A 13,712-nucleotide genomic window follows, 5' to 3' on the forward strand; every position below is an offset into this window, starting at 1 on the left:
ATGAGTCAACACACTGAATATCAACCAGGCGAATTTCAATGGTCTTTCCTGTTGCCAAAATATTGGGGCATCTGGATTGGCATTGTCTGCCTGATGATTTTAGCAATTTTGCCGTGGGCGATTCAGTATCGTTTGGCGCAGCTTTTAGGCAATCTTGCCTTTAACAGCATGAAGTCACGTCGCGTAACTACGTTACGCAATTTGGAAGTGTGTTTTCCTGAATGGAGCGAGGCTGAAGTACAAGAAAATGCTCGCCAAGTCTTTGTTGATCAAATGCTGGGCGTATTTGAAACCTTAAATGCGTGGTACTGTCCACAGTGGTTTAAAGGACGTACTCAGGTTGAAGGTTTAGAACATATTCAGCAAGCCCAAGCAGATGGTCGCGGGGTTTTATTGTTAGGTACACATTCTACTCTGCTAGATGCAGGCGGCTATGTCTGTGCGCAATATTTTGACCCCGATGTGGTCTATCGTCCACAAAACAATCCCTTACTGGACATGCTGATTTACCGTTGTCGCGCCACCATTTACGGTCATCAAATTGACCACGATGACATGCGTGGTTTAATCCGCCACTTAAAAAATGGTCGTGCCATTTGGTATAGCCCAGATCAGGACTTTGGTTTAAAACAAGGTGTTATGGCGCCATTTTTTGGCGTGCCTGCTGCGACAGTTACAGCGCATCGTCGTTTACTTAAAATGACCAAAGCCGCAGCAATTCCGTTATATTTTTACCGTACAGGTGAGCTTTCCAACCCTCAATATAAAGTCTTGATTGAACCTGAACTGCTGGATTTCCCAAGCGCAGATGAAGTTGCAGATGCAACGCGCACCAATTTCATTATTGAGCAGCAATTACGGATCGCTCCTACCCAATATATGTGGTTTCATCGTCGGTTTAAGAGCCGCCCCGAAGGTTATGACAGTATTTACTAATCTGTACGGCAGAAGGAAAGATTCATGAAAGTCATGCAGTTATTACCCGAATTAAACAGTGGCGGTGTAGAACGCGGTACGCTCGAAATCGCCCGAGCCTTGGTCGCTCAAGGACATACGTCATTGGTGGTGTCGAATGGCGGACGGATGGTTAACCAACTCAAAGCTGAAGGTTCCACTCATTTAAAGTTAGCCATCCACAAAAAATCATTATCAAGCTTGTGGCAAATCCGTCCTTTACGCCAACTGATTATGCAACATCAACCTGATATTGTGCATGTACGTTCCCGCGTACCTGCATGGCTAACTCATTTTTCCCTAAAAGGTATTCCAGCCGAAAAACGTCCACACTTAATTTCAACTGTACATGGTTTTTATTCAGTTAACCGTTACAGCCAAATTATGACCCAAGCGGAAAAAGTGATCGCAGTTTCTGACAGTGTAGTCAAATACATTCGTGATCATTATCAAAACTGTCCACCTGAAGATATTGTCCGTATTTATCGTGGAATTGACCCTGCTGCATTTCCGCACGGGTATCAACCTTCGGCACAATGGATGCAACAAACCTATCAAGATTTCCCAGAACTTGAACATAAGTTTTTAATTTGTTTGCCGGGACGTATCACCCGCTTAAAAGGTCATGAAACATTGATTGATCTAATTGCGAAATTAAAAACCCAGTATCCACAGATTCATGCTGTTGTTGTAGGCGGTGCAGATGTTAAAAAAGCAGCTTATTTACAGGAACTGGAACGCAATATTCGGGATAAACATCTGACCGAAGCGATAACCTTTGTTGGACACCGTTCTGACATTCGCGAGTGGCTTGCGTTTAGCGATATTGTACTTTCACTTTCCAATCAGGCAGAAACCTTTGGACGCACTGCGCTCGAGGCTTTATCGTTAGGAACACCTGTGATTGGCTGGAACCGTGGTGGTGTGGCTGAAATTCTATCACAACTGTATCCGCAAGGACTCATCGCGGTAGATGACCAAGTCGCTTTATTCAATGCAGTGCAATTGCATCTGGAAACACCGCAAAGTGTCGCCCCTGTTGAATTGTTCAGCTTGGCAGATATGTGTCATCAAACCTTAGATTTATATCAGCAAGTTTTGCAGTCAAAATACGCCTAAAACCAAACCATAGAACTGAATCGAGCTGATTGAAGTTTAATTTTTTTTAAAAACTATGAGAGTGAAAAAAATAAGTCCCCCAAAAATCATCGCCCGAGTTCTACATCCTGTAAAACTCGGGCTCATGAGGTTGTGCTTTCAAAACTTATTGTTATTTTATTGTATGGCGTTCCTTACCTACATCATATCCTTGATGTTTATCCGTCAGCGTCGTCTTCCTTAATGGGATATTCCGTTCCCGAGTCCTTGTGCTGATGAATTAATCTTAACCAGATCAGTCAGAATAAACCATGCGTCATGTGCCTAAATCCGTGTAAGCCATTTCGTACACTTTTCGTTTAATTTCTAAACCGATTTATCCTGTGCTTTATACGGTTGTGCAATTTCATCGGTCACCAGTTTTTCTTCTCGCTCTGCTTTTTCAATCCCCTCCTGAATCGCCTGTTGTGCTTCCTGCTCATCGGCATCAGTTTGGGGCAGCTCTTCCTGAATTCGATCAAACACCCGCCCAGTTTGCAATACCACATACACAGGAAAATGGTCTGAACCGATATGCGCCAAACGCTGCATATCCACCAATGCAAAATCGGTACTATGAAATACATGGTCTAATGACCAACGCAGTAAAGGATAATCGGCATGAAAGGTATTGATATAGTGCCGCCCTACGCGCGGGTCGAGCAAGCCACTGATTCTTTGAAACAAGCGCGTAGTCCGCGACCACGCCACATCGTTTAAATCACCCATTACGATACAGCTTTCATCTAAATCTTTGATTTGATCGCCTACAATCAACAATTCGGCATCTCTTAAAACTGAATCTTTGGCTTCGGTAGGACTTGGTGGTTTAGGATGCAAACAATACAACTGTACAGGCTGCCCCGAAGGCAAAATCACACTGGTATGAATGGATGGAATTTCATCGCTGAGAATAAATTTGATCTCAGTGTCTTTTAATGGCAAACGGCTATACAAATGCATGCCATATAAATTATCTAAAGGCACAGCGACCCGATAAGGATAGTCGGCTTCAATCACAGACAAGGCTTGTTGCCATGCCAAATCAGTTTCTAAAGTCAATACCAAGTCTGGTTTTAAGGCTTGAATATGTTCAATCAACAGATGATATTTCTGATTTGGTGTCAGAACATTGGACACGATTAATGAAATTTGTTTTTCAGGATTTAGCTGTTCTGGACGAACTTGTTTGACCTGTTTTTTCCACAGCAAGGTGTAGGGCAAGACCATTTTGAGCTGATAAGCCAAAGCCGCAATCAGTCCAATTAAAATCACTTGGCTAGACACATCCCACGTCTGCTCCCAAATTAGGAGCAAAACAAAGGCAATGATGCCTAAAACCAAGATCTGTAAACGTGGAAAATCTGCGCCCCGAATCCACCATTCATCACGTGGAATCAGTGACCAAAAACTTAACCAAATGACTAATATTGCAAGCCCTTTTACCCAAATCATCTTGCTTTACTCTTTTGTATTTTTTGTCGTTTTTACATGAAAACCAAAGTTATCAATTTTGTATGTAACACAAACAAGAGATTTCACTCAATAATACTCATGTTTTGTTCATGTAATGCTTGCAGTTGCGCCCCCTTTTGATAGACTTATATTCCTTTATTGTTTTTTAACGCACCGAGGCAAAGTGGCATGAAAGTAGGTCTGGTCGGTTGGCGCGGGATGGTGGGTTCCGTCCTTATGCAACGTATGGTTGAAGAAAATGATTTTGCTCATTTTGAACCATTCTATTTCTCTACCAGTAATGCTGGTGGTGAAGCACCAGCATTTGGTGGTAAGACTGCCCCAGCACTTATGGATGCAACAGATATTGAAAGTCTGAAGCAAATGGATGTCATTATTACCTGTCAAGGTGGTGATTACACTTCTGCCGTTTTCCCGAAGCTTAAAGCTGAAGGATGGAATGGTTACTGGATTGATGCTGCATCTACCCTACGTATGGATGATGAAGCGATTATCGTACTTGATCCAGTCAACATGAATGTCATTAAAGATGGCTTGGTGAATGGCACCAAAACATTTGTGGGCGGTAACTGTACTGTTTCACTCATGTTGATGGGCTTGGGTTCATTATTCCAAAACAATTTGGTGGAATGGGCAACTTCAATGACCTATCAAGCAGCTTCTGGTGCAGGTGCGCAAAACATGCGTGAGCTGATCACAGGCATGGGCTACTTGTATAACAACACCAAAGACTTGTTGGATGACCCACGTTCACCAATTTTAGACATCGACTCTAAAATTGCCGAATTACAACGCGGCGAAGGTTTCCCATCGGCAAACTTTGGTGTGCCTTTAGCGGGTTCTCTCATTCCATATATCGACAAACAGCTTGAAAGCGGTCAGTCAAAAGAAGAATGGAAAGGTCAGGTTGAAACCAACAAAATTTTAGGCAATCAGCAGATTGTTCCTATTGATGGTCACTGTGTACGTATTGGTGCAATGCGTTGTCACTCTCAGGCAATCACATTGAAGCTGAAAAAAGACGTTCCATTGAACGAAATTGAAGATATGATTCGTCAATCAAGCCAATGGGCAAAAGTGGTACCAAATACACGCGAAGCATCAATGACCGATCTTACCCCAGTTGCAGTTACAGGGACTTTAACAGTACCTGTTGGTCGTTTACGCAAAATGAACATGGGTAAAGAGTACCTTGGTGCATTCACTGTAGGTGACCAATTACTTTGGGGTGCAGCAGAGCCATTACGTCGCATGTTACGCATCTTAATTGATTACAAAAATGCTTAAGCCTCGTCTTGAGCACTGAATCATTTTGGATTCTGTGATCAAACTCAACAAGCCAGTCAAATTTGACTGGCTTTTTTATGTAATCAACGTGTTAATATTTTACAATCGACATACAACTCGCTACTCTATCCTTTTCGCCTTGCGATAAATGACCGAGCTAACAATTAAGATGACTGTATATAACAAATTAAAGATCGCCATTTTATCTATTTTGGCTTCACAGCAAATGTATGCAATGAATGTTGACCCGATTCAAATTCAGTCAACAACTGGGGAATTGCTCTATGCCGAAATCAACTTTCGTCAATCGAATGTGAATGAAGCGATTGATGTCAGTTTAGCTACGGCAGAAGATCTGATGTCGATTGGTGCGAGTCACCGTCCGCCTGGTCATCTTAACTTTTTTACACGTCGTAACAGCAATGGTACAGGGGTTATCACCATTACCTCATCTCGACCGTTAACCGAGTCTGAGTTGAATATTGTGGTCAAAATTAAAGAAGGTAATGCAACTCGCCTGCAACATATTCGTACACCATTAAAACGCAGTGCACCTGTGCCATTGGCCGCTATGCAACGCAGTAATGAACAAGCTTTAACGCCTGTCATGATTGTCAATGAGCAAGACATTGCTTTAAATTTACCCGTAAGTGCGAACTATCAGGTTGAAACGCCTAAAGCAATTGAACAACAAGCTTTTGAAGCACCGTTAACCATTAAACGTAATACACCACCTGCATTAAACCATCAAACAGTGACGGTGGTTCAAACTGCACCAAGCCGTAGCGCAGCAAGTGAAAATACGACTGTGATTGCCCCAAAAGTAGCGCCAGCACAGACAAATAACAACCCAACACCGACAGCATCTACAGCCACCACTTCAGTCACCGCACAACAATCGGCTGATCCATTGGTACAAAAATTTGCTGAACAGCAACGTACGAAGCAACTAGCACAAACTCAGCCTGCTGCTGCAACGAAAAAGCCTGCACAAATAGCGGCTACACAAGCTAAACCAAGCCCTGTAACAGCGAAGCCTACGGTCAATACTCAACATGTAGTGCAATCGAATGAATCATTATGGGCCATTGCCTCACGCATTGCGGGCGAAAACAATCGCCCTGTTGCCGAAGTGATGCAACAAATTAAAGCCAATAATGAGCATGCTTTTATTCAAGGCGATGCCAATCGTTTACGTCGTGGTGCGACCTTAAACTTACATGCACAAGCTAACTCTAAACCAGAGAAAAAAGCCGCAATTCCACAACCAGAAACGGCCAGTGCACCACAATCAGGCAAAGCCAAATATCGTTTAAATCAAGCAGAAATGAGCCTCGTGGCAGAGAATCAACAGGACTCCACCCACGGTTCTGCCAAGAAGAACACACAATCCACACAAACTTCGGGTGACTTGTCATTAAAAGTTATGACATCCCGTGAGAAAACCGTTAAATTACAGAGAAACGTAACAGAATTAGAATTGGCATTACGTCAGAAGGATCACAGAATTCAATTACTCAACGCGCGCCTTGCTGAACTGCAACAACAATTGCAAAAACAACAAGCCGCAAATAAGCCAAAACACTAAATGTTACACACAATGATTTTTTTGGGATAAGGTCAAACAGGGACCACATCCTCAAGGGGTATAAACATGCTGATTTATGTGATTCCGTTTATTTTATTACTGGTGATCGCAATTTTCTTGAAAAAGCGTGAAGCAAGTAAAGAAGCCGAACCAAGCAACAAGAAAACAGCAGCGCCAGCCAAAACCAGTGCCAAGAAAACCACAACTACCAAAAAAGTTGCCCAGAAATCGGTGGTGGTTGAAGAGGTTGTTCCAACACCACAACACTCTACCCCTGTTCCTGTAAAAATCCAAACCAACATTGAAAACCTGATCAAAGAACGTAATTTCTTTGCTGCAGAAGCACAAATTAACCAAGCATTAAAACGTGATAACTCATTGCATGGTTTGTATTTGTTATTGCTTGATATTCATTTACAACAAAAAGATGAATTTGCAATTGATCAATTGCTGAATCATTTACGTTCTTTAGAGCTTGACGATATTCTGTCACAAGCTGAAGCGAAAAAAGCCAGTCATGCACATGAAGATATTGCTGAAAAATCAGCAAATGAAGCGCTGACAGCAGCTCCAAGCAGCTTAGATTTTACTGCACCTGTGAGTACGCCAAATCAAACGGCTTCTTTTGACCAGTTACAGCACGAACTGACCTCAAATAAAACTGCAGAACCTGAAGCAGCTTTAGAATTTGACACCTCATCGTTAAATTTCAGCCCTGCAGCTACACCTGTTGTAGAAAAAGCAGCCGAACCTGAAGTCAAAGCAGAACCTGCTGCACTGGATTTTAATTTCTCACTCGATTCCACAGCAGCAGAAGCAAAAACTGAAGCGCCTGCAATTACAGCTGAACCAAGTGTAAGCCCTGCAGAGGAAGTTAAACCGCTCGACTTCACGTTTGATTTAACACCAAGTCCAGCTGAAACAACAGCCCCAGAATCAACAGTCAATGAAGCTTCTTCAGTCAAAGCCCCAAGTCTAGACTTCAATTTTTCTACACCAGAAAGCGCATCTGCGGTTGAAGCAAAAGCTGAACCTGCAACGCCTGATTTTAATTTCACATTTGACAGTGCGCCTGCTGAGGAAACCAACCTTCAGCCTGCAATTGAACCTGAAGTCATTGCTGCACCAAGTATTGCACTTGAACCTGCTGCAACCGTTGTCAGCACAGATGTTGATCTAAATGATCCATTGGTGAAATCATTCCCAGACTTATCTCAAGTAGATGAAATTCAGTTGAATTTAGACTTGGCGAACCAATATGTGGAATTGGGCGCTTATGATGCTGCGAAAGCTTTACTTAGCGAACAAGGCGCAAATTATTCTGCTGAACAACGCCAACGTGCCGATCAGTTACTGAATCAAATCGCTTCTTAATTCAAATCAGATTAAGATAAAGCAGTCATTCTTGGCTGCTTTTTTTATGATGAAAAAAATTGCGTTAATCTATATGGGCGGCACTTTTGGCTGTGTCGGTGAACCACTAAGCCCAATGCCTGCGGAGCAATTTCTGCCACGCTTGGCACAGGTCTTACCCCTAAATTTAGAGATTGAATGCTTTGTTGCCCCTGTCATTAAAGACAGTAGTGCCTGCACAGCCGCAGACTGGTTACAGCTCATTCAATATATTCAAAAATTACAACACGATGATTTTCAACATTTCGTTATTTTACATGGCACCGACACCCTCAGCTATGCCAGCGCAGTCTTGGCACGTTTTTTAGCGCAAAGTACCCATGTCATTCTCACGGGTAGCCAATATCCCTTACTCAATGCACAAGGCACAGATACCCGTGAATTTAGTGATGCCTTGGACAACCTAAATTTTGCTTTACAACAGATTCATCAAGTGACTCAGGGAGTATATCTGGCCTTCCATCAGCAACTGATTCATGCCGCAACGGCACTGAAACAACACACCACCGAGTTAAATGCATTTACAGGTCAGTCTGCTTTGGTTTACACGGAGAACAAATCGCAGAATGAGCCAGCATTCAACATTAGCACTCAACATATTGAAAAAGCCCAGCACTTTAACTGCCTGAACTGGATGTTACAGCCAATTGCCATTTCCGCTTTGGTCGATAATTTAAAAGCCTTACAGCAACAGCCACCACACTGCCTCATTTTACAGAGTTATGGTACAGGCAATATGGCCGTCAATGCCGAAGTGATTGAGTTAATTCAGGCCTTACAAGCTCAACAATGTGCCGTGATTCTCACCACCCAAGTCACTTTTGGTGGCATGCAACAACGCTATGCGATCAGCCAGTGGTTACAGGACAGTAAAATTTTAATCAGTGATTGCCAAAGTCACGCAGATCTTTATGCCAAAGCCTTAAAAATGTATTTACAATACGACAGCCTTGCACAGTGGTATGCGCATTGGCAGTCTTCAGTGTGATTTGAGGTGATTATGCAGCGTTTTGCAATCGGAATTGAGTTTTGTGGCATTCGGTATCGGGGTTGGCAAACCCAGCAAGCAGGCGTACCTAGTGTGCAGGAAACCATTGAAAAAGTTCTGAGCAAAATTGCCGATGAACCCATTATTTTACATGGTGCAGGACGTACCGATGCAGGCGTGCATGCAACCAATATGGTGGCACATTTTGATACGCATGCCATTCGCCCTGAACGCGGTTGGTTGATGGGTGCCAACAGCCAACTACCCAAAGACATTGCAATTCAATGGATTAAAACGATGGATATGGACTTCCATGCTCGTTTTAAGGCTCAGGCACGGCGTTATCGCTATGTCGTGTATAACAATCCACAACGCCCTGCCTTGCTGCACAAACAAGTCACTCACGCTTATTATCCCTTAGATGTCGATAAAATGATTGCGGCTGCGCAGAAATTTGAAGGGACACATAATTTTGAAAGCTTTCGTGCCGCAGCGTGTCAGTCCAATCAGCCTGTCCGTCATGTCAGCCATTGCCGCTTAATTCGTCACGGCAATTATTTAGTGTTAGATATTCAAGCCGATGGTTTTTTGCATCACATGGTTCGCAATATCATGGGTTGTCTATTGGAGATCGGGCAAGGTTTGTATGACATTGCACATATTGACCAAATTTTTGCAGCTCAAGACCGTAAAGCAGCAGGAATTACTGCCCCGCCAGATGGCTTGTATTTTATTCAGGCACATTATCCTGAACAGTATGATTTACCGAAAGTTCCTTTAGGGCCACATTGGTTAAACATGCCGGAATAATTTAATCCCTCCCGACCTCCCTTTTCCAAAGAGAGGAGCTCCATTTCGAGGCGTTAAAAACGAAAGTCCCCCCCTTTGAAAAAGGGGGATTTAGGGAGGATTCTGTTTAGGAAAGGTTTTAAATTTTCAAACTTAACGCTGTTTACGTTTTCTATATTCCACTGGAGTTTCATTGGTCCAGCGTTTAAAAGCACGATAAAAAGTACTTGGCTCTGAAAAACCCGTTAAGTACACAATCCGCTCCACGCTTTCATTGGTATTCGATAATAATCGTTTAGCCAAACGACATCGATAATCGGACAGAATTTGCTGAAAACTGGTATTGGCTTCACTCAATTGGGTACGCAAACGACGTGGCGTGATATTCAATTGTGCCGCCACTGTTTCTAGTGTCGTTTCTCCACTTTCTAAGGTCGAACCAATGGCACGGCGCACTTCACCAACCAAATCATAACGCGCCAGTTCCTGCAGTTTTTCCAATGCCAACTGTTCGTGTAATTGCAATAACTCAGGTTCTGCCTGCCACAGTGGATAATCCAAAATACTCGGATCAAAATACAAACGCGTTTCTTTCTGCCCCAAACTCACAGGACATTCAAAGACACGGAAATATTCATCATCTGCAGCACCATCACTAAAGTTAAAGTCAATATAAATAGGCTGAAAACGACCTTCGGTAATGAATTTAAAGAAGCGTAAAACACCCGACATGGCGCATTCAGAAAAATGACGATTGACGATATTTTCTGACCACGGCTGCACGCCATTGGTTAAATAGCAGCGTCCATCTTCCACCACCAATTTGGCATCAAAAGCATCACTAATCAGGCGTTGATAAGCCAAAGCACGTTTTAGGCCTTCACCAAAGTTTTCTGAAGAAATAAACAAATGTTCAATCACCTGCCCGCGATAAAGTGGCAAATGTTCCCCCAGATGTAAACCAATATCAGGGTCTTTACTGACTTCCTCAGCCGCAACCCAAAACGCATATTGTGCATTTAAAGGCGTACGTTCATTGGCTTCGACCTGATTTAAGGCCACACCTGCTTTTGTTAAAATATCTTCGGTTGGCAACCCCGCACGACGAATCGCTTGGTAGCCTAAACGCAATACAACCGATGCATCAGTTAGCTGACCCACGCAAAAACCTTCCTTGTATGTACTTCATTTATACTTAAAAAGATTGAAATTAGATTAACTGCGATTGACCGAACTGACAACCTACCCAAGCCCATTTTTACAGAAAAAGTATAAACCGATGATTCGCTTATTTTACTAACAGATGCGCTGTGTATAGGGTAAAGCATCTTGTTTTTTTCAGAAAAATTGCCTATAATTTGCGCCTTTCCAATTTGATACTCAGGTAGGCTATGGCCAATAAAGAGGAACTCATCGAGTTCGAAGGCGTTGTCACCGAAACGCTTCCTAATACTATGTTTCGTGTACGTTTAGAAAACGGTCATGAAGTGATTGCTCACATTTCTGGTAAAATGCGTAAACACTATATTCGTATTTTAACAGGCGACAGTGTGAAAGTTGAAATGACACCTTACGACTTAACCAAGGGTCGCATCACTTATCGCGCACGCTAAGTTTTAGAGTAAGCTAAAGCCACTTTCGGAGTGGCTTTTTTACGTTCACTTAAAAAAATTCTGTTTAGCCTTTAATTCGTCCCCGCCGCTTATCGAATCACCACATTCTTTTCTTGCATTGCCTTCTACAATAAAGTTTTGAGCAAGGGAGAAAAAGCATGTTATTTCGATCCTGCGTTGCTTGTATAACAGGTCTTTTTGCGCTCAGTTTAGTGGCGTGTAGTAGTAATCCACCGCATTCCACTTTAAACCGCGATGCGTATTTACAGCAATTTATTGGTCAATCTAGCCAATATATCCTGACCCATTTGCAATTAAGCCAAATTGGCTATCAACAGCTTGGTACAGCTCAAGCTACCCCTCAATTGCTACATTACCGTATCATTATTCGTCCTGTACGTGTTCCGATCCCTATGGCGCAGCATCCCACTACAGGTATTGGTGCTGTTCCGTTAAATATCGGTATCCCGAGTCATGAAAGTTACGATGTTGCACTGACTTGTGATTTGTATTTTCGCCTACAGCAGGGTATTGCTACCGCAGTGTATGTTTCGGGACAACGCTGTTAAGTCTCCTAGCTAAAACACTCTGAAAGTACAAAACCAATAAAAAAACGCAGCCCGAAGACTGCGTTTAATGATTTGATTTTGAGCTGTAAGCGATAGGTTAAATCGCTTAAATTTTTAGTTGAGTGCCGTAACGACTGCTTGACCCATTTCAACAGTACCAACTTTATTCATGCCTTCAGACATAATATCGGCAGTACGTAAACCTTGATCTAATACATTGCCTACTGCATCTTCAATGGCTTTTGCTGCCGCTTCTTCGCGGAAGGTGTAACGTAACATCATTGCCACAGAAAGAATGGTTGCCAATGGGTTTGCCAAGTTTTGACCTGCGATATCTGGCGCTGAACCATGGCAAGGCTCATACATACCTTTGCCATTTTCGTCTAAAGATGCAGATGGCAACATACCAATAGAACCTGTCAACATCGCCGCTTCATCAGACAAGATGTCACCAAACAAGTTACCTGTCACCAATACGTCAAATTGTTTTGGCGCGCGTACCAATTGCATCGCTGCGTTATCGACATACATGTGCGACAAGTTGATTTCTGGGTACTGTTCTGCATGTAACTGAGTCACGGTTTGCTTCCACAATTCAGTCACTTCCAGTACGTTGGCTTTATCCACCGAACATACTTTACCGCCACGCAATTTCGCCATTTCAAACGCTACTTTTGCAATGCGTTTGATTTCTGACTCAGCATATACGTCGGTATTAAAACCTTGTTTTTCACCATTTTCTAATTCACGGATACCACGTGGCTGACCGAAATAGATACCACCTGTCAATTCACGCACGATTAAGATATCTAAGCCTGATACGATTTCAGGTTTTAAGCTTGAAGCATCTGCCAATTGTGGATACAAAATTGCAGGACGTAAGTTAGCAAATAAATTGAGTTCTGAACGCAATTTTAATAAGCCACGCTCTGGACGGATTGAACGCTCAATGTTGTCCCATTTTGGACCACCAACTGCACCCAATAAAATTGCATCGGCTTTTTTCGCTTGCTCAGATGTCACTGCTGGGTACGGTTCGCCATGTGCATCAATTGCAGAACCACCCAATAAACCTTGTTCCCAAGTCAAACCCAAATTGAATTTTTCATTGACACGTGTCAGCACTTGTTCAGCAGCTTTCACAATTTCTGGACCAATGCCGTCACCAGCTAAAATCAAAATATGTTTTGACATGAGAGTTTCCATTGTTCATGACAGTCAAAGACTGTGGGATTAAATTTTTTGTTCTACAAACTCACCCAAGCCATTTAAGACATTGTAGGGTTTGCAAAAACGTCGAATGGTTTTGTTGTTTTGCACCAAATCTACACATAAAGGATCTGGCGCAGACACATTTAATAAGCTGCCTTTAGTACGACTTCGATCACGATACATTCTAAAGGTATATTTTTGCCTGGCATTAAACTTATGAATTACATGCAGTTTTTCTGCACGATCTTTAGAAATGGGATAAAAGCGAATCACCAATTCATGTTGTTTAGGCGGTACAGATAAATACAAGGCATTGGATTTATTTAAGGATGATTCCTGTAAACGTACCAAACCCTCCTGAATGGCAGCACGTGTAACACGATGTTTTTCTGCATCGACAATTGTGACCGTATTTAAACGCTCAAACTCACAATCATCTGTACCCGCACAGTAAATCAGTGCATTGGATTTGCTTTGTTCAGTTTCTTTCACCTGTTTAATGCGTGCTGTATTCCACGTTTGGCATGCGCTTAGCGTGGTGATACATAATCCAATGACAGCAAGCCGACCGAAAATTTTAGTCATTGTTCGCGCCCAACCTCACCTGTTAGATACAAAATATAAAAATTATTATGTGCCGATGTTAGCAAGAGTTAGGCAGCGATGCTATGACAAATTTCAGCGAA

At 42.6% G+C, this 13,712-nt stretch carries 13 protein-coding genes; 9 read left to right on the plus strand and 4 right to left on the minus strand.

Annotated elements, in window-relative coordinates; translation table 11 throughout:
- Both FTT71_RS04075 and FTT71_RS04080 read left to right on the plus strand, forming a co-directional pair.
- A complete protein-coding gene (locus FTT71_RS04075; protein ID WP_167845764.1) occupies window positions 1-936 on the plus strand; it encodes a lauroyl acyltransferase in 936 nt (311 codons plus the stop codon).
- A 24-nt stretch (window positions 937-960) separates the two neighbouring features.
- Window positions 961-2,073, plus strand: coding sequence for a glycosyltransferase family 4 protein (locus tag FTT71_RS04080; protein ID WP_180160720.1), 1,113 nt, complete (start codon window positions 961-963; stop codon window positions 2,071-2,073).
- Between the two features lie 345 nt (window positions 2,074-2,418).
- On the opposite strand, the gene FTT71_RS04085 is transcribed toward FTT71_RS04080, so the two are convergent.
- On the minus strand, window positions 2,419-3,546 hold the full coding sequence (locus FTT71_RS04085) for an endonuclease/exonuclease/phosphatase family protein (RefSeq protein WP_096901696.1): 1,128 nt from the start codon (window positions 3,544-3,546) through the stop codon (window positions 2,419-2,421).
- 189 nt (window positions 3,547-3,735) lie between these two features.
- Here FTT71_RS04085 and asd point away from each other — a divergent pair, with 189 nt between their 5' ends.
- The 5 genes from asd to truA all read left to right on the plus strand — a co-directional run bounded on the left by asd (window position 3,736) and on the right by truA (window position 9,653).
- Window positions 3,736-4,854 carry an aspartate-semialdehyde dehydrogenase gene (asd, locus tag FTT71_RS04090; protein WP_004976115.1) on the plus strand — a complete coding sequence of 373 codons (1,119 nt, stop codon included), beginning with the start codon at window positions 3,736-3,738 and terminating at the stop codon, window positions 4,852-4,854.
- A 148-nt stretch (window positions 4,855-5,002) separates the two neighbouring features.
- Complete coding sequence (locus FTT71_RS04095; RefSeq protein WP_180160721.1) at window positions 5,003-6,442, plus strand: FimV family protein; 1,440 nt, start codon at window positions 5,003-5,005, stop codon at window positions 6,440-6,442.
- Between the two features lie 66 nt (window positions 6,443-6,508).
- Window positions 6,509-7,816 (plus strand): fimbrial protein FimV, encoded by a 1,308-nt coding sequence (locus FTT71_RS04100; protein WP_179990473.1) that lies wholly within the window; start codon window positions 6,509-6,511, stop codon window positions 7,814-7,816.
- Between the two features lie 46 nt (window positions 7,817-7,862).
- The gene (locus tag FTT71_RS04105) at window positions 7,863-8,843 is read left to right on the plus strand and encodes an asparaginase (RefSeq protein WP_004976109.1); all 981 of its coding nucleotides are present in this window, start codon (window positions 7,863-7,865) and stop codon (window positions 8,841-8,843) included.
- Between the two features lie 12 nt (window positions 8,844-8,855).
- Window positions 8,856-9,653, plus strand: a complete 798-nt coding sequence (gene truA / locus FTT71_RS04110) for a tRNA pseudouridine(38-40) synthase TruA (protein WP_154321070.1) — start codon at window positions 8,856-8,858, stop codon at window positions 9,651-9,653.
- A 132-nt stretch (window positions 9,654-9,785) separates the two neighbouring features.
- Here the strand turns inward: truA and FTT71_RS04115 are convergent, their stop codons facing one another.
- Entirely contained in the window at window positions 9,786-10,793 is a 1,008-nt protein-coding gene (locus FTT71_RS04115) for an AraC family transcriptional regulator (RefSeq protein ID WP_004976104.1), read from the minus strand.
- Between the two features lie 230 nt (window positions 10,794-11,023).
- Here FTT71_RS04115 and infA point away from each other — a divergent pair, with 230 nt between their 5' ends.
- Complete coding sequence (gene infA / locus FTT71_RS04120) at window positions 11,024-11,245, plus strand: translation initiation factor IF-1 (protein ID WP_001284370.1); 222 nt, start codon at window positions 11,024-11,026, stop codon at window positions 11,243-11,245.
- 158 nt (window positions 11,246-11,403) lie between these two features.
- Window positions 11,404-11,814, plus strand: coding sequence for a hypothetical protein (locus FTT71_RS04125; RefSeq protein ID WP_167845758.1), 411 nt, complete (start codon window positions 11,404-11,406; stop codon window positions 11,812-11,814).
- A gap of 114 nt (window positions 11,815-11,928) precedes the next feature.
- Here FTT71_RS04125 and leuB read toward each other — a convergent pair whose 3' ends face one another.
- Together leuB and FTT71_RS04135 are read right to left on the minus strand one after the other, a co-directional pair.
- Window positions 11,929-13,008, minus strand: coding sequence for a 3-isopropylmalate dehydrogenase (gene leuB / locus FTT71_RS04130; protein ID WP_004976098.1), 1,080 nt, complete (start codon window positions 13,006-13,008; stop codon window positions 11,929-11,931).
- Between the two features lie 39 nt (window positions 13,009-13,047).
- Complete coding sequence (locus FTT71_RS04135; RefSeq protein ID WP_167845757.1) at window positions 13,048-13,611, minus strand: hypothetical protein; 564 nt, start codon at window positions 13,609-13,611, stop codon at window positions 13,048-13,050.
- Window positions 13,612-13,712 lie beyond the last annotated feature (101 nt).

Source organism: Acinetobacter sp. YH01004 (genome assembly GCF_013420455.1).
Taxonomy (GTDB): domain Bacteria; phylum Pseudomonadota; class Gammaproteobacteria; order Pseudomonadales; family Moraxellaceae; genus Acinetobacter; species Acinetobacter towneri.